Annotated in this window: 18 protein-coding genes and 1 pseudogene; 11 read left to right on the top strand and 8 right to left on the bottom strand. The window is 38.6% G+C overall.

Translation table 11 applies throughout. The features are described 5' to 3' along the window. The 9 genes and pseudogenes from H7U22_RS20095 to H7U22_RS20055 form a co-directional block, all read left to right on the top strand. Entirely contained in the window at positions 1-174 is a 174-nt protein-coding gene (locus H7U22_RS20095; protein WP_187073131.1) for a hypothetical protein, read from the top strand. Between the two features lie 71 nt (positions 175-245). Then, the gene (locus H7U22_RS20090) at positions 246-1,214 is read left to right on the top strand and encodes a DUF2931 family protein (protein WP_222621915.1); all 969 of its coding nucleotides are present in this window, start codon (positions 246-248) and stop codon (positions 1,212-1,214) included. Position 1,215: 1 nt separating this feature from the next. After that, a complete protein-coding gene (locus H7U22_RS20085) occupies positions 1,216-2,631 on the top strand; it encodes a T6SS phospholipase effector Tle1-like catalytic domain-containing protein (protein WP_187073129.1) in 1,416 nt (471 codons plus the stop codon). Positions 2,632-2,643: 12 nt separating this feature from the next. Then, on the top strand, positions 2,644-3,627 hold the full coding sequence (locus tag H7U22_RS20080) for a hypothetical protein (protein WP_187073128.1): 984 nt from the start codon (positions 2,644-2,646) through the stop codon (positions 3,625-3,627). 16 nt (positions 3,628-3,643) lie between these two features. Next, positions 3,644-4,129: a DUF4280 domain-containing protein gene (locus H7U22_RS20075; RefSeq protein WP_187073127.1), complete on the top strand. Its 486-nt coding sequence runs from the start codon at positions 3,644-3,646 to the stop codon at positions 4,127-4,129. Positions 4,130-4,131: 2 nt separating this feature from the next. Further along, positions 4,132-6,807: a hypothetical protein gene (locus H7U22_RS20070; protein ID WP_187073126.1), complete on the top strand. Its 2,676-nt coding sequence runs from the start codon at positions 4,132-4,134 to the stop codon at positions 6,805-6,807. 84 nt (positions 6,808-6,891) lie between these two features. Further along, entirely contained in the window at positions 6,892-7,755 is an 864-nt protein-coding gene (locus H7U22_RS20065) for a hypothetical protein (RefSeq protein WP_222621914.1), read from the top strand. Between the two features lie 70 nt (positions 7,756-7,825). Further along, positions 7,826-8,503, top strand: coding sequence for a hypothetical protein (locus tag H7U22_RS20060; protein WP_187073124.1), 678 nt, complete (start codon positions 7,826-7,828; stop codon positions 8,501-8,503). Positions 8,504-8,875: 372 nt separating this feature from the next. Continuing rightward, positions 8,876-9,085 (top strand): annotated as a pseudogene (locus tag H7U22_RS20055) (glucosamine-6-phosphate deaminase); the annotation flags it as partial. 839 nt (positions 9,086-9,924) lie between these two features. Here the strand turns inward: H7U22_RS20055 and H7U22_RS20050 are convergent. The 8 genes from H7U22_RS20050 to H7U22_RS20015 form a co-directional block, all read right to left on the bottom strand. Next, entirely contained in the window at positions 9,925-10,821 is an 897-nt protein-coding gene (locus tag H7U22_RS20050; RefSeq protein WP_187073123.1) for an SDR family NAD(P)-dependent oxidoreductase, read from the bottom strand. Positions 10,822-10,831: 10 nt separating this feature from the next. Continuing rightward, positions 10,832-11,761, bottom strand: a complete 930-nt coding sequence (locus H7U22_RS20045) for an alpha/beta fold hydrolase (protein ID WP_187073122.1) — start codon at positions 11,759-11,761, stop codon at positions 10,832-10,834. A gap of 77 nt (positions 11,762-11,838) precedes the next feature. Then, entirely contained in the window at positions 11,839-12,408 is a 570-nt protein-coding gene (locus H7U22_RS20040) for a Crp/Fnr family transcriptional regulator (RefSeq protein WP_222621913.1), read from the bottom strand. Between the two features lie 223 nt (positions 12,409-12,631). Beyond that, the gene (locus H7U22_RS20035; protein ID WP_317173013.1) at positions 12,632-12,958 is read right to left on the bottom strand and encodes an IS110 family transposase; all 327 of its coding nucleotides are present in this window, start codon (positions 12,956-12,958) and stop codon (positions 12,632-12,634) included. A gap of 282 nt (positions 12,959-13,240) precedes the next feature. After that, the gene (locus tag H7U22_RS20030) at positions 13,241-14,155 is read right to left on the bottom strand and encodes a glycerophosphodiester phosphodiesterase family protein (RefSeq protein ID WP_187073120.1); all 915 of its coding nucleotides are present in this window, start codon (positions 14,153-14,155) and stop codon (positions 13,241-13,243) included. Between the two features lies 1 nt (position 14,156). Then, positions 14,157-15,431, bottom strand: a complete 1,275-nt coding sequence (locus H7U22_RS20025; protein WP_187073119.1) for an alkaline phosphatase family protein — start codon at positions 15,429-15,431, stop codon at positions 14,157-14,159. 7 nt (positions 15,432-15,438) lie between these two features. Further along, a complete protein-coding gene (locus H7U22_RS20020) occupies positions 15,439-16,221 on the bottom strand; it encodes a S1/P1 nuclease (protein WP_187073118.1) in 783 nt (260 codons plus the stop codon). Positions 16,222-16,264: 43 nt separating this feature from the next. Beyond that, entirely contained in the window at positions 16,265-19,600 is a 3,336-nt protein-coding gene (locus H7U22_RS20015; protein ID WP_187073117.1) for a TonB-dependent receptor, read from the bottom strand. Positions 19,601-20,030: 430 nt separating this feature from the next. Between H7U22_RS20015 and H7U22_RS20010 the strand changes: the two genes are divergently transcribed. Both H7U22_RS20010 and H7U22_RS20005 read left to right on the top strand, forming a co-directional pair. Beyond that, positions 20,031-20,357, top strand: coding sequence for a hypothetical protein (locus tag H7U22_RS20010; protein WP_187073116.1), 327 nt, complete (start codon positions 20,031-20,033; stop codon positions 20,355-20,357). 121 nt (positions 20,358-20,478) lie between these two features. Next, on the top strand, positions 20,479-21,024 hold the full coding sequence (locus H7U22_RS20005; protein WP_187073115.1) for an RNA polymerase sigma factor: 546 nt from the start codon (positions 20,479-20,481) through the stop codon (positions 21,022-21,024). Positions 21,025-21,033 lie beyond the last annotated feature (9 nt).

The raw sequence follows: 21,033 nt of genomic DNA, 5'->3' as shown, positions 1-21,033 counted from the left end.
ATGGCAATCATAAAACAGGCAAAGAACATCAAGATAGAGGTGGTACAAAAATACGAACTGCGTGTTGGCGTTAAATTGGAAAAGATTGCTCAGGTAATGAATGTCGAAGCGACTTCGCAAAATCTATCATTGGCCAGTGGAAAGAAAATTGTATCAAGTGGTAATAAATCATGAAGTTTAAAAGAAACAGGTATGTATTGCTGTCGTTCATTTTATTGGCGATAATAAGTTGCAAAGGACAAAAAATGGAAGAGAAATTTGAGTGGACAGGTACAGTTTCTGCACCAGAAGAGTACCCAGTAGAGGTTTATAAAGGAGCTATAATAGCCAACGATTTTACTTATGGCTTTGATGCCATTTGGGGAACACAAAACACTGGATGGGGAAACGATGGGGGCATTATGAGCGTATCTACCAAACAAATGGAGGCACCCGATTCCCTTAATTTTACCTGGCTCTCGCTAATTGAAAAGAAATTTTATACAGGGACATGGAAATTGGATAAAAATAAAATCAGCAGGTTATTTAAAGAAGGTTTCATTAATACGATGAACAACAAAAAAGAAACCTATACCTTGATCAAAGTTGGCCTAGCCCCAAAAGGAAGGGTTGTGGTCTGGCTGAGCGGGGCTGGTTTCCAAACAGAGGTTGGGGCATTTCAGGCACGTGATACTACTATTACCGCAGAACAAGCCTACGATAATGCTAAGTATATGTTCAAGCCCAATTACATTCAGCTTACGCTTGCTGATGATATGGTACTGAAACCCGAAATCAAAAACCGCATTAGCCAATATGGTGCTCCAAATATGGATATTTACGAAACATACCGTAAGCGATACGATTGGCGGCCAGAGCTTATCCTGCCTGATGAAGGAAAGGCAAGTACATTATTTTATAATTATTTAAATGGAGAACAGGAAAACAGATCAGGAGATGAACTCTTGTCAAATGAGTATGCTTTAAGAGCGGTACCCAATTACATTACTTTGATCTGGAAGGACAAATCGGGAAAAAAAAATGGATTGGATATCAGGCCATTTAGCGAAAAAGAAATCCTTTCTGCTTTCGAAAAACTGGGCAACCTCAGTCCAATCGATCTGGTGATCAAATTAAATGACAGCAAAACTGCCGCTCAGGTATCGTTAAAAAATAAGGATGAAGAAATAAAACTGATCAACAGTAAAATTAAGATCAGCGAAAATCTGGATTAATATGACTAGCGTACAATTGGGTGCATATACCCCTAAAAATAATTTAACTGAATACCTCGATATTAATTTGGGTATATTCTTCGATGGTACAAAAAACAGTAAGACAAATACCAACGAAAGACTTTCCAATACAGCTGCATTTCAAAAGAACGGAAAGGACGATGACGAAAGCAGTTATTACAACGACTGGTCTAACGTAGCCAGGCTTTGGGATAATTATGATAAAAGCACCAGTTTGTATGTTGAGGGCATTGGTACGGAAGATAAAAAATCAGATAGCACGATTGGATATGCTTTTGGTTCGGGAGATACAGGGATAAGGGGTAAAGTAAGAATTGCCTGCGAAAAAATTGTATCAGAAAAATTGAGCCGCATAATAATGGCCAATAGCAGCAAAAAATTAAGGAGTATAACTTTCGATGTTTTTGGCTTTAGCAGAGGTGCTGCTGCTGCTAGAAATTTCGTGTATGAAATCGGAAAATCGGCATATAAGCCCAGCATTATTGTAGAACCCAGATCTGGATCGGTATCTAAATTCGATTCTGATGGAAAATCAATAGGTGCTGAAGTATTGCCAGCCTGTGGCCATTTGGGGCTGATGTGTGAAAGGGCGGGGTTCAAAATAACTCCCAATCAAATTAAAGTCAGGTTTTTGGGTATTTTTGATACAGTGTCCTCTTACTCCAAATACATTAGCGCAATGCCGAATTTCAACGATGTGGAAGAACTTCACCTCAACGAAATAGGAAAGGCACAAACCGTAATCCATTTCGTGGCAGAAAATGAACACCGCCAGAACTTCTCGCTCACCAGAGTAAATATGGGTAAAGAGAAGTCCTTTCCCGGTGTGCATAGTGATGTAGGCGGAAGTTACGATACTGGACCTGAGGTAAAAGAAGAACTGGAAACCACATGGACCAATAGGAATAACCTCGAACCATTCAAACGAAAGTTAATAGAGCAGGCTTGGTTTAAAGAAGAAGAACTTGAAATTACCGGTGGCTTTGCTTATTTCGCCTTAAAAGGTTCTCGCAAAATGATTAAAAAAGAGTATAGCTATATTCCATTGCATTTTATGGCCGAATATGCTAAAATGGCCAATAACCCAATCAATACCACTAAAGTTGAAGAAACAAAATATAGCATTTCTGATGATGCACTTTTGGTGCGGGTAAAAGGTTATTTAAAAGATTATGTAATGGGCAACGGACAGCCTTATACTTTTAAGCCGCTTGGTGATTTGGACCGGAAATATGCAGGTGCAAAAATGCCGCAGCAGAAATATGCCGATTATCAAAAGGAAAAACAACAACAACAGGATCTGCGCATACTGAGGAACAAATATTTACATTGGTCGGCCCGTAAAGAAGGTATCGGAATGGATCCAAATGCTGATGGCAAAAGGGTTACTTATTAATGCATTTGTTTTATGGGAAAAGGAAATAATCTGTCAGACTCTTTATCACCAGGTAAAATTAAACTTAACCTTGATCATGCCATAGATTTTGTGCCAAAGCCGAGATCAAACAGAAGTTATGGCGTTACCATCAATTATTATGGCAAAGGCAATGAAGAGGCTACAAAAAGGTTAGATTATCAGGTCCAACTGCAGGTGAACCAATTTAGAGATGAAAATAAAGTCTGGCAGTTATGTTTTGACAAAACGGATCTTTTTATAGACAGGCATGAGCCTGATTTTGTTGGTGAACAACTGGCCAATATGGCCATGGGTGCGATATATCCCTTAAAGGTTGATGTGAATTCTAGGAGCGAAATATTTAGAGGAATTGTTAATCATGGAGAAATCCTAAACCGCTGGAAACAGATAGCCGAAAAGATCTCTGATAAGTATGAAGGTAATTATGCCGAGCTATATTTAGAAAAGATGGGGAAAAAGATATCAGATAGGTTTGAGCTTGAAGTTGCCTTAAAAGCAGATATGTTCTGGAACGTCTTTTTTCATTCCCAGTACCTCAAATATGATGTTAACTTATCTCAGCCAGGTAGATTGTATTTTCCCGTTATCGCCTATCAGAACGTGGCTTTCGAAGGTATTCAAACCATTGAGCCCAACTATACCGATTATGGAACTTTCAAGGTGAATTTTGCCTCAGAAGGTGAGCTTACCGAAGCGCAAAAAATACAGATGGGGCAGAAAGGGACGTTAAAAATGAAACTAAATGCGGCATTTGATTTAGATCAGAATGGAGGTTTGCTCAAACATGCCCGAGTAGACTGGAATTTATATAACAGGGAAAATGGCAAAGAAATAAGCATAAAACGCATAGCATTTTCTGCATATGAAATTGAAAGCAGCATCCCAACAACAGATCAACAGTTGTTAATCAAAGAAGGAAATAACGGTTTTCCCGTTGAAAAGAAAAAGGGATTTTGGGCAAGGGTACTGGGTTAAACAAAGTAGAAGAGAAATGTCACAGAAAGAAATCATTGTACAAGGTGCCACCTGCCAATGCCAGTTTGGTTCCACAACCGATAAATTGAAGGTACTTACCCAGCAAAAGCATTATGTGAACGATAAGGATGGGGCACAAAAATTAATTGCCTCTCATGTAGATATCGGGATGACTTTTGAAAAAAACACTTTTGGGCAATGTAAACTTCAGCCAACGCCAGGTGGTTTTAAGCCCTGTATGCCCGCCCTAACTGAATGGAAGGGCATGTATAAAGACATGGTTTTAATTAACAACGGGCAGGTTTTGGTAGAAGATAGTAAAGGTGTTTGTACCATTAGCGGTTCACCCTGTATCCTTTTTACCAAAACTGGGCAAAAAGGGCAGCCCTCACAACAGAATATTGATAATGCCGATGAAGAGCAACAATCACAGATTAATCCATTGGTGAATATGAAAGAGCTTGATAAGGCTGATTTTTACGAATTTTTAAATACCGAGTAATCATGTCAGATAATACAGAAGATACAAGAGGCTTACAGCACTGTTACTGGAGGGAAAACGGCAAGCTTTATTCGCTTTCAAAGGGAATGGGTATATACTTACAAACCGAAAATAAGAATGAGTTTGTTGTTGACGAAAGATGTGTGGGCGGAAAAACAACCAATCCGAAGCATACTATTGAAAATGCCAGATGGGCGTTCATATATGATGTGTTTTTTCAAAGTCTGGAAAAAGCAAAATCCGGCGAAATTACCGATAATCTCTGGGGCCCATTAAGTGGGGGAACGCTTCCCGTTACTAAATATGGACTAGGGCTCAAGTATAAAGTGGGGAGCACTTTTTTGTTTAATCCTTCGGGTTATAGCTATTATTACGGCTTTAAACAACGGGTAGAACTTTTCAGTGAAAGTCCGGGTACCGGCTTTTATTTTTATGTGATACCGGTAACCAAATCAAACATCTGTTATGCCTACTTTAATAAAAGTGAAGATGTAAAGCGTTATGGCGATTTTGCAAACCTCGAAATCATGCTGCACGGCTATAACCTGGATAAGAAAAACAAATATCGCGGAAAAGTATACCTATTGGAAGAAGACAAAGCGAAAGGTTTAACCGGTACAGATGATTTTAAAAAAAATAACCTGTGGAAAGAACCAAAGGTTTTTGCTGTATCCCAGGATGCTGGAAGTTCAAGCAATTGCAACATCTATTATAAAACTTCTTTTCCGATAGAAGTTGCCTGGAAAAAGGACCAAAAAGAAAATAAAAAATTTACCGTCGTACTGGAAATATATAAATATCACACCGAACCCGGATTAATATACGGTACAAACGAAAAAGAAGAACGGGTAGTTTTCAGGAACTTTGCCGATGAGCCTACCACCGATCTGGTTACATATGATGCTAAAGTATTAGGGCTAAAGGATATCGACAATAAATCGTCTATTTCAAGCCGCTTTATCGTATCTGAAGAGTTGATGACCGACTTTTTGGACAGGATTGAAGAAAAAAAAGTAAATCAGATACAGTATATTGGTGATATCAGGTATACCAGAAAGGAATTCGATCCCTGCGGTTATTCAAAAATCGTTATCAAAGATGACGGAGATAAAGAAAGAAGTGCTTTTACCTGCTTTGATGAGGATCTTTTAACCACAGGGGGCGACAAAACCGGTCAGCCGTTTTCTATCATTGCCGGAGAAAAGAGAAAAGATGTATCCATTACGGTAGAAAACCTGCATAATAAAAATGTACCGTGCAATGGCCTGCTGCTTCCCAGCGGACAAAAGCATGATTCCCCTAACCATGTATTCTTATTGGATAGGGCCATTACGGCAGAAAAAACAGATAAAGGCTATGCTACTGTTAAAGATCCTACGCAAGAGAATGATACCGATGTAATTCCGGATAAAAACAAGGCGCCTTCTGAGGACGTATCGGAAGTACAGGTTTTACAAAGTGAATTTAAAGGTGATAACCAGATTGTTTTAAAGCTCAATTATATTTATAATAAAGTTTGGCTGGAAAGGAGTTTGGGGGATAACGCAGCTTCTGAATTTATGTGGATGTTCAACTATTTCTGGTTGAGCGATTCGTTGGCGCAAAGTTATTACCTCCCGGTGAGCACCTGCAGATACCCGAACCAGATTGCAAAAATAAACGTGTATCCAGATATGGAGTGGGAGTTTAGTTTAAAGCTGTCTTCCGATACACCAGAGGTTTATTCGCACACAAATATGCCTGCCGGTGTTACTTCAAGGCAGAACAGGATAAAAACTTTGGCCGCTTCCAACAACCGCAGGTATTTAAATGGTGAAGTATCATTCGATCTCGCTATTAAGGCAAAATCAGGTGATTTTACTAGGGAAATATCAGGCGGATATGCGGCAAAAATAGAACCTTTTTTAAGGGCTTTAATCAAGGTAAAAGAAACATTGGATGATATAACCGGTGTTACCAAAGCCAAAAATGGAATGGCGGCAAAACTGGCTTCAAAACTGCCGATAAAAATGTTGCCCATTACTTTCCAGATGGATTACCCCGTAATATCGATTGCGGGAACCTGGAAACTTGAACCGGACAAGGAAAAAATATATAATGTAAGGAGAACGGGGACCATATCCCTTGGTTTTACCCCATTGATAAAAGGAACTGGTAAACTTGATCTGATCGCCTGTGCCGAATTTATCCCTGCTGCCGGGCAGGTCATCAAAGCAATACGTACCGCTGCCGATGTTGCAGGAATAGAAATCTGGTTTAACCTCCTTGCGTTCGGACAGATAGATTTAAAGGCAAATATTACATTGGGACAAGAGTATGGTACGGAACCCTTAGAGGCCAGTACTACGGTCGGCATCGGGGCTGAATTAGGGATCAAAGCGGCAGCAGACGTTCCAAAGATCAGTTTTAACTCACGCCCTTCGGGCGAAGGTTTTGGCGTCGAATTCGAAGCCTCTGCAAGGGGCGAAACCTCACTTATCTTTTCTGGTAAAACGGGTGCAAGCAACGAAGGCATGTATATTGAAGCTGGCATAGGATTTGGAGGACTTTTGGTTTATGTAACTGCAAAGGCAAAAATATGGAGGGCAAAGGTTGGGGTGGACAATGAAGCCCACGAATTGGTAGAGCCTAAACCAGATATGCTTAAGGGACGTTATTACTATATCAAAAACAAATAAATGGGCAGAAAAATTATAGTCGGCATTTCCATTTTAATTCAATTCTTGAATATTGGATGTCAGGCACAAAATGAAAAAAAAACAATGGAACAAATTATTAGCGATATCAAATCCCAGGTAAAAACATATAGCGAAACACCTGTTTATACTGTTCAGATGAATAAACAGGGTTGCAAAATGGTGTTGGAAATGCAGGATAACGTAGATTACAGGATGGTGGAGAACAATGGCGAAAGTATGATGCTGCCTCTTAATGCAATGATTACCAAGAGCGGTCCACAAACGGCCATTGTTAAAATTTATCCAAAAGATGGGGAAGAATTTATATCTAAATATGCACATGTTAAACTGACTTTTTATCACGCACCCAATAAAAACAGCAGGTTGTCCGAGTATAAAAAAATAACAGAATTTGAACTTCCTGCCGGATTGGAGGAAAAAAAACTTCCTTATTACGAAACCAAGATCCAGTTTGCGGCCACGGTACCTTTCGATTACAGTAAAGAACTGGTCGAAGCAAAAGACCTAAAAACTGTTCCCAACATTGAACAAAAGGCAGTGCAAAAATATAATGAGATACGCAATGCCTGCGAAAACCTTGATTCATTGGCGTACAATAAATATTTGGTGCACTCTTCAGCCTTGGTTTACAATACAACATACACCAGTACGGAGCAGATCGAAGAAAAGGAAACTTCTGGTGGTTTGCTTGCCCTTGTTGATCCGCAGGTAAAGAAAAGATCGTTTACGCCCATCCAGAACTATTCGGTTCAGTATTATGCGAACGGAAAAATAGTTGCTTTATGGCAAAAAAACCATCACCCTATTTTACATTTAAAAGGTGAGGTTGCTTCCTCTAAAGAAGGCTCGGAAGCGAAGCCGTTTGAAGCTGGAGATCCGATTTTTCTGTACCTGCCTAAGAATGCGGAAGGACTGCAGGTTTGGTAGCAAATATTATGACTAAATTTATGTCAGTTAAAAAAGAACTGCACAGGTAGTTCTTTTTTATGAACAAGCTATGATAGCCAAAAGAATTTCAATTGCACTATTTTGCTATTTCCTTTTTTTTAGGCTCTATGCTGTATGTGCTTTATTTTATTCCTTCATCATTCAGGCATCTAACGAAAACCTGATCAGAAAAACAAACGATGGTTTTCAGCTCACCATTTTCCAGTTAGAGTTTTATTTTTTCCTGATCGTCATTTACGGTTTCCGGCCATCGCGCTTTAATAAAACAATTATTAAAAGTTACCGTGTGGATGAACCTAAAAAACTTTCAAAAAAGGCTTTTTTTTGGACCGTATATTTTGGAGTGCTGCTTGTTGTTTTTGGAATTCCGTTCATGATATTTAAGAGTGCTTTAGCAGGTGTTCTTGACATCCTTACCGGAGCCAATCAGTATATTCTCGAAAATACAGGCTTATTGTTCATGTCGGTCATTTTTCTGGTACTTAATGTGCTGGGTTTTTACTATAATTCTACAGGCGCATTTGGTCATGCTAAAATTCAGTTTTTCAGGTCTTTATTTGCGCTTCTGCTAACCGTACCATTTGCCGTATTCTTATACCTGATTTCGATGCTGTTCCATACAAATGCCAGCGTATTGATTATCCTCTGCTTGGCATTTAACCTTTCTTTTCTCTGGTTAAGTATAAGTGGGTACTGGAAGAGTAGAAAATTAGTGGGTGACAGATAATAAGAAAAGCAATTCACTATGAAGTTGAAGTTATGGAAAAAACGGGTAGTGGGTATTTGGAAGATGAACTAGGAATAAAGAATTCCCCCAAATTTAGTTTAATTACAAAAAACGATACCTTCGAAATATTTGAGTCATACAGTAATTCAGGTTGCATGGCAGTTTTTGTTTTATTACTATTTGTTCTTTGTAGATAAGGTTTTATTAATGGTGTTTATTCTAACTCTTGGCATTAGTGCAATCGGCTATGTTTGGAGGTATCAGTGGATAAACCAATGCATTTGGCCTCATCTGGCCAATTTGCTAATATTCAGGTATGCAGCTATTTACAATAAATTTATTTCCGGTGAAACGGGGTTAATCTACTCTGGTTTATCCACTAAAGAATTGGAACGCAAAAAATATGCGATCTTTAAGCATCAGAGTCAGAAAGACAGAGCCGTTTCCCCTGGGGATGACTCTAGAGAATTTTGGCAACGTGCTGAAGATCGTAACCGTGAAACTGCAAAAGCTTACGATGAATTGGGCTTAGCAGAATATGAAGCAATGAAGGCTTTTGTTCACTGGAAGTTCCAGGATTAATCGAACTGAGTTTAAAGTCCGGTTTGAAATGCCCCTGCTTGGTGATCTCATACCAATGTTTATGTCATAACCTCTGGACACCTCCGCAATGGTGGTTTTTTATAGCATCCCATATTTAGTGCTCCAGAAAGTTGCTCACATTCTGGAGCGCTAAGGTAAATATTGCAGTTTTTGGGAACTTCGATGGCAGTTTGTTTGCTTTTACAGCAAACAAACTCCATTAAGTGGAGGACTTCTACAATATTTCTGTGTTATGATTAGAGAACTTGAACTGCCAAAGAATGATTTATTGGATACGTGGGAGCTTAGCGAAAAGTCATATGTTTTAAAGGAATTAGACTCAAAGCGAGAAAATATCGGTGATCAGCTGTTGAGTGAGATCTTCGATAAAACTTTCAGTCATAGCGATAAGAATTTTCGGGCAATTTATGTATATTGATGGGTGGAGTGTATTATCTTAGTCTTCATAGCAATATGCAGGAAAACCCTTTTTGGGGTATCGACCTTCAGAGCCATCCGGTCAGGAAGACATTAAAAGAACCCTCAAAGCAATTCTTGAGCTGGCATACACTTAATCCATTGATAAACAAACCGCATATGAAGTAACGTTGCATCAAGAATGTTTTTGTATTAAAGAAATAATTTCGAACATAATGTCCTTTATCTCGATTTGAAAAAAAGTGTCGCAAAAAGTTATGGATCAATCTGTAAGTAAAGTTAACACAGTACCGTTCGTTTTGTGAGACAAAGTTCGGAGTTTCGTGTGTTTTGACGTAAAAATGCCCCCAAAGGTGTCTAACTTTTTGGGGGCATTGTACATTTGAAATACTTATTTTAATTTATTTCAAAAACGATTTCAAATATTTCTCCGCAGAAGTCCATTCGATTTCTCCAAATTTTTGATTGTCGAGCTTCGTATGTTGAGTAGTATACATTGAGTACATATATTGTGCCTGTTGCCATTTGGCGTATAATTCCTGCTCACCTGATGGATTTTCTTCCCGCTGCTTTTTGATATTTGTGGAAAATTCATCTAGCTCAGAAAGTTTTTGCATGGTAAAATCCTGTTCGTTGATTTTCTTAACTTTTTCTTTCAATATTTTAGGACTGATTTGAAAACTGGCAATGTGCAAATCTCTTGGACTTTCATCCTGCAAAGCTACTGAGGCCGTAAACGCTGCCGTGTTTTCCATTGTTGTGAAATCAAGTTTCCAATCGGCTTTCTCTCCCCAATAGGCAATAGATTTATTCTTAAGATTTAAAATCGGGGTGTTATATTTCAGAATATCCGCAAAGGCACCGTTAAAAATTGAAGTTGCCTGTATGCCCTTGCTGTCAATATATTCTCTAAAAGCTCGTCTGAGATCGAAGTTTCGATTTTTTCCAGCCGTTAGTGGCTGATAATCCGTACAAAAATCAGATGGAATTACCCGATTCACCCCAGCAGCAACGGCACCATCTAAAAGTTGTTTTTGAGTATCGATAATAACATCGGCAAGTCCGGCGAGAGCAGAAACCACACAGTGTACTCCTTGGCAAGCGTTTTGAATCTCTGAAGTATTATTGAAATCAACCTCAATCACATTAGCGCCTATTTGAGTAAGTGGCGTTAACTTTTGGGCATCACTTTGATTTCTTACCAAAGCAGTCACTTTTGCGCCTTGGCTCACCAACGCTTTGCAAATCATTAAACCCAGATTTCCGGTAGCACCTGCCACCAAAATATTTTTTTCCATTTTTATTTATTTAAGGCTTTAAAAAGTTGTAGATGGCTTCAATCACTTGGTCTGGATTTTCTTCGAACATATAGTGACCACCGCTGGAGAGTTCTAATAACTGGCTGTTCCGGCAGAGGTAAGGCATCGCCATCTTCATAAATTGATAACTGACATTGCTGCCAATTCCTAAAACAGGCATTTCAAGCTTTTGATAGGTTTTGGAATCCTCGATATCCTGTCCAAATGCCTGATACCAAGCATTTGAAGCCCTTATACTTTCTGCATCGTTGTATGCTTCAGCATAGATATTACGTTCCTTATCAGAAATTTTCGTTTCATCTATCATAACATAATCAAACACATAATCAACAAGAAACCGAAAACGGCCTTCCAAAATCTTTTCGGGTAAACTTTTTACCTGATTAAAACCCATCCACCAGGCATAAGGCATATTGCCATTCATTTTTTGACCAAAAGTTCCGGGCGTCGGCAAGAGTGGCATCTGCAACATTCCCTCGTTGGGATGCAAACCGTCGGCAACAATAAGTTTTTCCACAACTCCGGGATGATTGAAGGCTAGGCTCATCGCAACCATTCCGCCAATATCGTGACCAATGATGGTTACTTTTTTTAAGTCCAGCGAGTGGATTAATTGTTTGATGTATTCCGCCATCGTCTTTTTATCATAGCCATTTTCCGGTCTTTCAGAAGTTCCCATTCCTCTGATATCTACCACAATTACACGATGCTTTTTTGAAAATTCAGTAGCAATGTTTTGGTAAGAATACCAGGTTTGCGGCCAGCCTGGCAAACAGATTATGGTTTTTCCAGCACCGCCATCTACATAATGTATACGGATACCATTTACTTCTATGTAATGATTGTCAAATCCCGGAAAATCCTTGATAAGTTGTTCGTCTGAAATTTTTTGTTGTGCTGCTGTGGGAGTTGATGTCATATTTGATTTTCTTTAATTGATACATCAAATGTACGGCTACCATTTGCCGGCAAAACTACCAAAAGGTAGAAAATGTATTAACCGATATTTTTCCTGATGCGGCTCAAGGCATTTGGCGTGATGCCCAAAATGGTGGCAAGCTGTTTTACGGGAATTTTCTGTACGAGTTCTGAGTTTTTTAGGAATTGTAAATATCGTTCTTGCGCAGTTAAAGTCTGAAAATTAAGTAATTGATTTACCATTCTGGAGGTAGTGCCTTCCCAAATTTTTCGTCCAAATTCTTCCCAGCTACTTAGGTGTGCATAAAGAAAATCCATATCTTTTTTATCGATAATGATGAGTTCTGTCTTTTCAATAGCCTCAATATTAAACCTGGTAGGTTTTTGAGGGTGAAGACTTGAAATTTCTGTAAAAAAATCATCTTTAAAACAAACCCAAGTGGTATTCTCCTGACCCTCAGTTTCGTAATAAAACCGCAAACCGCCAGAAACGATAAAGTAATACTGATTGGCAACCTGCCCGCATTTTAGCAAAAGTTTACCCTTTGGCACCACTTTCTGCCTGCATTTTGATTTTACAAGTAGCAGGTCCTGGTCATCGATAGCCACTACATTTTTTACAAATCTGACGAACTGATTGATTTCCATTTTTATATAAACTTAAAAAGTTAGTTTGAGCCGTACAAATTTAATTAAACTGAAATAGAAGCATTCGCATTATAGAAATAAATTCTCCTCAAAACCGAAGATTTTTAGTGCCTATTTATCCAATTACTTTTTATGCGGGTAAAATTTAATCTTGGGCGTGTCCTTTGCAAAAGATAATTCGCTGTCAAAAAAAATGTCAATTGGAGATCGGCGCCATCAGTTTTTATATTTTCTTTGCTGAAGCTCCTAAAATAAATACCGCTACTATTACTAACCTTGAGCGTTTTTTATTTTTATCGGTGACTGTTTTTCTATGGAAATAGGCTTTTATTTCTGGAACAAATCTTACAGAGAGCACTGTGAAGGTATGTAACAGGGATTTGGTCTTTTTATTGACTATGTGTGATATTCTGGTAGTTCCTATGGTTGATATACCGGATTGTCTTTTGAATGTTTCCACACCTGCATAGCTGGCAAACTTTTTAGGAGAAGTGAAATTTTTGAATTCATTTGTGGATAGGATAATATTCAATTCAGTGAGTTCTCCAATTCAGGGTATAGACATAATGATGCTTGTTTGATTTTTTAACAGCTCACCTGAAGACTAAACTTATGTTATTCGCTTCTAGATAACTAAAATATCACCTTTAATAGCAGCTATACTTTTTGCACAGAGCATGGTGGTTTGATGAGAAAGCGCTTTTGTGATAAACGCTTTCTCCTCTTTTAATGGAACTTTGAGTCTAATCTAAATTAAATTCAGTCGTTCTGTTAGGGATAGAACTTGAATGTATATTGACAATTAAATTTTTTGCTACCAATCTGTTGTTTTTTATTTCTTTGATGAAACCAGTTTATTGGTTTTAAGTCCTTTTTCTTTAGCGTATTTCTGTAATTCAGCCGCACTTTGGGCAGCTCTATCGCTTGATAAAATATCAGCTCCATTATCAACTAATTTAGCATAAAAGCCATCTCCCTGCACGACTGCTCGCTTGTCCAAGTTTCCCATTGTACCCAAAATGCACCAAATTCCTTTGGCATGCAGATAATCATAAACTTCTTTTTCTGGTTCTGAAGTACCCACGAAAGCAACAATTCTGTTGTTTGGAATTCCGAGTTGGTTCAATCTTTCTAAATCAGCCACCGTTCTTATTGAAGCGGAAATCATTAAATCTGGCGCCAACTGATAAACCTCGCCGGCCTGAGTAGCACTGTAGGTAATGATGATGCTATACGATTCAGCCTTATTCCGTCTAACAGCTTCTATCATTTTTTTATATGGAACGCCTCTTTTTACATCCAATGTAAAAATCACCTTATCTTTCCCCCAAACCAAAACTTCATCCAAGGTGGGGATGTGGAAAGTGGTTAGGCTGCCTTCGTTGTCTTTTAGTAAAACTTGTTTTAACTCTTCAAGACTTTTTTCTTTAACAAGACCTGTGCTGTTTGAAGTTCTTTCCAACCGGTCGTCGTGCATCATCACGAGCATAGAATCTTTGGTTAATGATGCATCACATTCGATGATTGACGGATGTAATTTTACACTATTGGCAAAAGTTTCTATCGCATTTTCTGGAAATCCGGGAACTGGTCCGCCGCGGTGGCAGCTCACCAATGGATACCTTGAGGGAGTCCATACCATAAATTGCTGCAGCTCTTTTACATCTTTAAACTTTAAATCATATTTTTGACCATATCCTGTAATGCTGATGAGTACCGTAAATGCAATTAATATCAGTTTTTTCATTTTAGTTGTTTTTTAAAATCGGTTGAAGAACTTCGGGCTTTCCATCTATCTTCTCCTGATATGTTAAACCAAGGATGTTGGCAATGAGTGGATAAATGTTTACATTTTCAAATGAAGGAATTTCCAAGTTATTTTTAAATGCAGGTCCCCAAGCCATAAAGGTAGCATGCATATCCTTAACAACGTTAGGGTCAAAGCCATGATATCCTGCGCCAGGCTTCCTGCTCGAAAAAACTTTTGGCCAGGTGGGGATAAGTAGTATATCTCCAATTCTATTCATCTTGTCATCATTGGCGCTGTAATGGAAATGTTCTGGCATTTCGCTTTTCAGGTACGCTTTGTAATCCTTTTCTTCCCGTTTGAGTTGTTCGTATAATGATTTTACATCTGCTTTATTCTTCGCATGAATATCCATCATCGTTCCAGAAGAAGCAATGATGTACTTCGCGGTATCTATCGCTTTTGGTGTCGCAATCGGGTTTTCTCTATCTACTGCCGTCATACCATGATCGGAAACGAAAATGTAATTGACTGGCAGTTTGGTTGACTGAACTGCTTTTGTTAATTCAAAAATGATGCTGTCCACTTCCTTCACGACGTGGTCGGCTTCTTCGGAATCTGGCCCGAAGCTATGACCGGCATGGTCTGGTTCCGAAAGATAAAAAGTAATCAGATGTGGCCTTGTATCCTCAGGCATCATTAACCATTCTTTTACTTTGGCAATGCGTTGAGCAACCGGAATTTTCTCATTGTAATCATAATAGTAACTCGGCCGAAGACCTTTTATTTCCGCTTCCGAACCAACCCAAAACATACTGGCTGCAATCATTTGCTGCTGTTCTGCAAGCACCCATAGTGGCGTTCCTCCATACCATTTTCCATCTTTAACTTTGTTTTTAGCACTCATTGAATACCTTTCATTTGTTTTTTCATCCAGAAAGCTGTTGTTAACAAGGCCGTGATGTGAAGGATATAAGCCGGTAACCAGGCTATAGTGATTTGGAAAGGTAACTGAAGGAAAAGATGGAATCATCGAAGCCGCTTTAACTCCCTTTTTACCCATATCCAGTAAATGGTTTGCTTGATATTTCTTTGCGTAATCCCAGCGAAAGCCATCTGCAGATATAAGAATTACGTATGGTTTTTTCTGTTGTTCAAGTGAGTTTTTTCTTTGTGAGGTATGTTGTGCTGTATCCGATTGCGCACTAGCCGTTAATGCACCAATAAGTATGAATAGGAAAATGAAACCTTTAATTTGTGGCTTAAATTTTAACATTATTAGGTTATTTATATATTTCGTTTATAAGTGCTGCTAATCTCAAGCCTGCTTGTGCGAGTCTTTGCTTTATTATCTCTGAGTGTTTAGGATAATAATCATAATCGAATTCTGGGTTTTGGGCAGCTTCAACATATAACTGGGCAGTAATTTGGTAAGATTCAAAAGCCCATTTTGTCGGTTCATCTTTTTGCCAATCCCGGGCTTCTTTCTTGTTGATGGTATCGCATTCTGTAGCAAGCTCATTGTAACTCAAACCAGCATAATCAATCAGTCCACTATCCCAAAGTCCGTGAAGATTTCCTTCTTTACGCATGAGTTTAATTTTAATTCCATTACCACCAGAATCTTCTGAATGTCCGGTGTGCATTGGCTGATGGATATCTCCAACCAAATGTGCCAGAAATTTAAGTGCAAATACCTTATCCTGTTTAGATTTTGATGGATCCTTTAAATCTGCAATACAATTGATAATTGCTTTATAGATGTTTGGTTTATCCATGGTTTTTAGTTGCATGGTGAAATCTTCGTAGCTTAATCCTTCAGGAAGATTTACATAATGCCAGGGTGCAGTATATGCAAATTGTTTATAAGATCTGATTTCATCAGGATAGGTACTAACCATGGCCAGGTTTTCACTACCTAAAAGGTCTTTTACAGCCGCACTTGCTCTTTTGCTTAAATGATTTTGGGCAATTTTTCCAATAGCACGGTGACCAACTACGCCCCATGACATAAATAGAATGGCAAATGAGAGGCTGAGAATAGGAATAATAATTTTTTTTAACATCGTTGAGAATTAAGCAGGGGAGGCAATGCCTCCCCTTGGTAGTTTAATTAAAAATATAACGGAAACCAAATTGCATGGTGTAAGTGGAAGCAAATCCTACAACATCACGAGTGGTGTTAACAATTGGGAAATTTCTGTCTGTTTGAATGCGGAAAGTTGGTTTGGTTGTTCCTCCTGGTGTAAGCGCTGCTACATTGGTTGGTACCAAAACTGAAGTTGTTCCAAAATTGCGTTGAACACCCCAATCCCGGTTTAATAAGTTACCGAAATTGGTTACATCAAAGTTGAATTGAATGGTGTTACGTTTTTTGCCAATGTTGGTGAAAATATCCTGTTGGAATCTGAAATCAAACTGTCCGTTAAAAGGTGTTATTACAGCGTTTCGCTCTGCATATTGCCCTTTTCTACCTCGAAGATATTTATCCTGATCGATATACCTGAAAAACAAATCGCTCTGTTGTTTTGGGGTGAACGTTGTAGCGTCTGTACCTGTACCTACAGTAAGTGCTACAAAGGTTATCTCGCTTGGATCTTTAGGTACATAAATTAAATCGCCTGTCACACCATCACGGTTAATGTCGGTAGAATACGTGTATGAACTTCTTCCATTTGCAACATCATAAACCAAAGTGAATTGCGTACCCAAATGTTTGAAAAATTCTTTACGGTAATACACTGAGGCAATAATTCTATCCGGAGAAACAAAACCTGAATACCCAAGGGTTGGGTTGTTTGCGCCATCTACCGTACTTGTTGCTTGCCAAGAAGACAAGGTTTGGTCACCTCCACCTTCATAAAGGCTTTTGGCTGCACTTTTTACATAGGAAATTGTTGCACCGAAACCGTTTGTGAAACGTTTGCTTAATGTTCCACTTAATGAATAATAATATCCTTTATCAGAATTACCCAGAACAATTACGTTAAATGCATCTGGCTGCCGAACTGAAGAACCACCCGGTATCACTGTTCCATTTGGAACTGCCTGTCCGTTTAATATCGGGTTGATAAATTTATCTGTGGCTGCATTTGGATAAATTAACCTGTTATCTGGGTAACCTGAAACATTTAATGGCTTAGGATCAACAAGGTTGGCATTTCTAAATAACAAGGTTCTTAAATCTTTGTTATATATACCTTCAACTGAACCTACAATACCGTATGGAAGTTTAAAATCAACCGCCAAACTTGTTTTAAATGCAGCCGGCATTTTAAGGTTTTTATCCATTACTGTAATTGGGTTAGGAAGAACAGTTCCAGCGGTTGGTACAACTGCCGGACGGTATGCGCCGATGTTTGGATTGAACGGACCTGGGGTGTTATTTTGTCCTGAATAAGTTTCGGTAATCTGAAGCATACCCGCATCGCCTGCTTGCGCAACAATCCAAACATTTGGAATTCTGCCGACAAATATACCTGCACCACCCCTTAACTGGATGGAGCGGTCGCCTTTTATATCCCAGTTAAAACCAAATCGTGGAGAGATTGAAACACGAGACTTAGGTAAATTACCAGTGTTTAAACGCTCTCCATCTTTAAATATCAAGGCTGAAACTAAAGGATGTTCTACAAGTACTTTAGGATAAGTAGCTAATTCCAAACGAATACCTCCTGTTAACCTTAACCGTTCTGTTACAGAGATTTCATCCTGTGCATATCCTGAAAACTGCCAGAATTTATATGTTGGGAAAGCCTGTTCATAGTTTGGTGAAAGGGAATAGGTTTGTGCAAATTCAATCGGTTTTGCTCCGTTTTTAAAGTCATCAAAGGAATTGAATGTATAGTAACTGGTTCCAAATCGCTGAAAACCGTTTTTAGTAATGCTGTAATCTCCCTGAATACCAGCGGTAATGTTATGTTTACCAGCTGACCAGCTCATATAGTCGTTTAGCGAATACACCTGAACGTCCCTCAAATTCCCATACGTAAATGGCTCATATCCAAAGGTTGTAAAAGGTGTTGGAGGTGAATTTCCATCCGCTTTAAGGATATCCACCAAAGGGAATACATCGCTATCTGAACTTCTCGGGTCGTTCTGATTGGTGTATGATAATCGTAATGTATTAGCAAAGCGATTAAACAATTTGCTGTTTAACTCCGCAGTGATTGAATATAAATTGCTTTCCTGATAATAGTTTGAATTTTTAAAAGCAAGAGCAGTATTTCCGGTACGGGAACCACCACCAGGAAAAGCACCCAGCGGACTTCTTGAAGTACTCACAAAGGAAGGGCTTTTTGTTTTTACATAACTACCGCGAATGTTAAAACGGTTATTATCATTGATGTTCCAGTCTAAACGCCCAAGTAAATTAGTACGCTGAAATTCTGAACCATAGCCTTGATAAATTCCCGGGTCATATCCATAGGTGGTTTTCAGGTAATTACTGATTTCATCCAGCTCAGCAATTGTTGGGCGAACTACGTTCGGTATTCCTGAATTATACGGAGCTTCAGGTGTTGCCGCAACTCTGGTTTGCCCTGGGCTTACCCTATCTTCACGCTCTGCGTTCAAAAAGAAAAAGAGTTTATTTTTAATGATTGGGCCACCGATTCTCGCACCATAAGTTTTATAGGTTTGTTCGGTTGGGTCTGCCAGTTCCGGATAATTGCTAACCCTTTTACCAATCTGGTTTTGGTTTCTAAAATAAGTGTAAGCAGAACCAGAAAAATCATTCGTACCTGAACGTGTTACCGCATTTATTGAAGCACCAATAAAACCTGTTTGCTTAACATCGTAAGGCGTAAGGTTTACCGAAATTTCTTCTAGTGCATCAATAGATACCGGATTACCATTTCCCGGGAGGTTATTTCCTATACCGAAATTGTTGTTAAAATCTGCTCCATCAATTGTTACATTATTTTGGCGTGAATTACCACCGCCAATTGCTGAACCATTTGCCTGCGGCGTTAAACGGATAAGGTCGAACAGGCTTCTGTTTAGGGTTGGAAGCGCATTAATTTCGTTTTTATTCAAGTTGGTGGAGGTTCCGGTTCGGTTGGCATTAAGCACAGAGTTTTTACCCAGTCCTTTAATGTTTACCTCATTCAAATCCTTTCCGGCGCCACCCATACTCAGGTTTAGAATATAAGTATCCCCAAGTGGGATATTTAAATTTTCAATTGTTTTGGCATCCATACCTACATAGCTTACTACAACTTTATAAGGACCACCTGGCCTCATATTGTTGATAGTGAACCGTCCCTCTTCATTTGTAGTCATTACGTAAGAAGTTCCTGAAGGGGTGTGGGTTGCCCGTATGGTAACACCAGGAAGCGTGTTTTGTTGCTCTTTGATTGTTCCTGATAAAGTTCCTGTTGTGACCTGTGCTTTTATGGCACTGAGGGAAAAGATAAATAATAGACAAGTAATAATTAGTTTCATATCTGATTTTTTTATGAATATTAACCACTATAGTTAATAGGGAGGCAAAGTTCATCCTGCATATTAAAGCCTATGTTAGCGCTAGGTTAACATAAATTTTGAAAAGCGTATTAACCTTGTTACGAGCTTGGCTTATTGTAAAATGAACATTCAGTTAATAATAAATTAATGTTACTAAATCGTAACAGAATGACTGATGCGTGTTACATAAAATGATGGTGAGTGGCATCAGACAAATCTTTTTTGAGAGGAAAACATGTTGAGTGTTAATGTAGAGATTTAGAAGAATGGGATATTCTTTTGTCTTTCAAATCGAGTAGATTAGTTTACTTTTTTTTAACATACAGAAAAAAGTAGGTTTAGAAACTGAGGCGCATATTTTACATAGTTTTGCTCAACTAATCAATCGGGGCAGGTCCGAAAAATATTTATGGGCGTTAAGGGAATCAACAAAAAATCACATCAAAATCTTATTGAAGCATTAGACAGGCTGGAAGAAATACAACGCAACAACGGACTTCCCTCTGATGCACAGCAAATAGCCTTGTTCAAGGATGAATTAAATCAATTGTTAGAACACTACGAAGCTATTTTGGAAGAAGTTATCATGCAGGTTGCAACTTATGACCGCCTGGCGATGCAGATTAAACTTCAGTTTGTTAATCGGAAGCTTCGGACACTGAAAAATATTGTTCCAAAAGGAACTGAATCTTTTTCGAAACTTAAAAAATGCATTTCATTATTAAACGCCTGTTAATTTAACACAAATCAAATTTGATAATCGTTCTTGATAGCGCTAAGCCAAATCGTAACAAAACTGTTTTGCAATGAAGTGTTAATATTGGCTTAATAACAAGAAGACTAATTTTGTCCAGCTAATGATAACCCATCAAAAAACGGACAAACAACTTCTGGAAGAACTTGGCTTGGGAGATGAAAATGCTTTCGCTCATCTCTTTGACAGGCATTGGGGAACCTTGTTTGCTTTTGTAAGCAGGATGATTGGCGAGGATGAACAGGCAAAAGACATTGTACAAAACACTTTTATTGTGGTTTGGAAAAATAAACATCAGCTCCTAATCAGCGATAGCTTAATGCCTTATCTTTACAAAGTGGCTAAAAATGAGACGATCTCTCTTTTTAGAAAAAACAAAGTAAGATTTGATGGAATGGATACCTTGGCCCAGGATCTGCATTCAGTAGACAATCCAGAAAACCTATTGATCACTAAAGAACTAGAGTCCACCATTGAAATCGAGGTGGTCAAAATGCCCATCAGCATGAAAAAATGCTTTCAGTTGAGCAGGTATGAAAATAAATCCGTTCGCGATATTGCAGAAGAACTTTCCCTATCTGAGCAAACTGTAAAAAATAATATTTCTGAAGCCTTGAGCAGACTGCGCAAGCGGGTAAAGTTAACGTAATGGTAACCT

It is taken from the genome of Pedobacter fastidiosus, assembly GCF_014306625.1.
Lineage (GTDB): Bacteria > Bacteroidota > Bacteroidia > Sphingobacteriales > Sphingobacteriaceae > Pedobacter > Pedobacter fastidiosus.
The sequence above is the reverse complement of the archived record's forward strand: the minus strand, read 5'-3'. Positions and strand labels throughout refer to the sequence as shown.

What these genes read in the sequence shown, in the direction of transcription:
- H7U22_RS20075 (WP_187073127.1), top strand. Translation starts at nt 3,644, where the DNA reads ATGTCACAGAAAGAAATCATTGTACAAGGTGCCACCTGCCAATGCCAG.
- H7U22_RS20060 (WP_187073124.1), top strand. Translation starts at nt 7,826, where the DNA reads ATGATAGCCAAAAGAATTTCAATTGCACTATTTTGCTATTTCCTTTTT.
- H7U22_RS20015 (WP_187073117.1), bottom strand. Translation starts at nt 19,600, where the DNA reads ATGAAACTAATTATTACTTGTCTATTATTTATCTTTTCCCTCAGTGCC.
- H7U22_RS20045 (WP_187073122.1), bottom strand. Translation starts at nt 11,761, where the DNA reads ATGACATCAACTCCCACAGCAGCACAACAAAAAATTTCAGACGAACAA.
- H7U22_RS20020 (WP_187073118.1), bottom strand. Translation starts at nt 16,221, where the DNA reads ATGTTAAAAAAAATTATTATTCCTATTCTCAGCCTCTCATTTGCCATT.
- H7U22_RS20025 (WP_187073119.1), bottom strand. Translation starts at nt 15,431, where the DNA reads ATGTTAAAATTTAAGCCACAAATTAAAGGTTTCATTTTCCTATTCATA.
- H7U22_RS20080 (WP_187073128.1), top strand. Translation starts at nt 2,644, where the DNA reads ATGGGAAAAGGAAATAATCTGTCAGACTCTTTATCACCAGGTAAAATT.
- H7U22_RS20090 (WP_222621915.1), top strand. Translation starts at nt 246, where the DNA reads ATGGAAGAGAAATTTGAGTGGACAGGTACAGTTTCTGCACCAGAAGAG.
- H7U22_RS20010 (WP_187073116.1), top strand. Translation starts at nt 20,031, where the DNA reads ATGGGCGTTAAGGGAATCAACAAAAAATCACATCAAAATCTTATTGAA.
- H7U22_RS20070 (WP_187073126.1), top strand. Translation starts at nt 4,132, where the DNA reads ATGTCAGATAATACAGAAGATACAAGAGGCTTACAGCACTGTTACTGG.
- H7U22_RS20040 (WP_222621913.1), bottom strand. Translation starts at nt 12,408, where the DNA reads ATGGAAATCAATCAGTTCGTCAGATTTGTAAAAAATGTAGTGGCTATC.
- H7U22_RS20095 (WP_187073131.1), top strand. Translation starts at nt 1, where the DNA reads ATGGCAATCATAAAACAGGCAAAGAACATCAAGATAGAGGTGGTACAA.
- H7U22_RS20005 (WP_187073115.1), top strand. Translation starts at nt 20,479, where the DNA reads ATGATAACCCATCAAAAAACGGACAAACAACTTCTGGAAGAACTTGGC.
- H7U22_RS20050 (WP_187073123.1), bottom strand. Translation starts at nt 10,821, where the DNA reads ATGGAAAAAAATATTTTGGTGGCAGGTGCTACCGGAAATCTGGGTTTA.
- H7U22_RS20065 (WP_222621914.1), top strand. Translation starts at nt 6,892, where the DNA reads ATGGAACAAATTATTAGCGATATCAAATCCCAGGTAAAAACATATAGC.
- H7U22_RS20085 (WP_187073129.1), top strand. Translation starts at nt 1,216, where the DNA reads ATGACTAGCGTACAATTGGGTGCATATACCCCTAAAAATAATTTAACT.
- H7U22_RS20030 (WP_187073120.1), bottom strand. Translation starts at nt 14,155, where the DNA reads ATGAAAAAACTGATATTAATTGCATTTACGGTACTCATCAGCATTACA.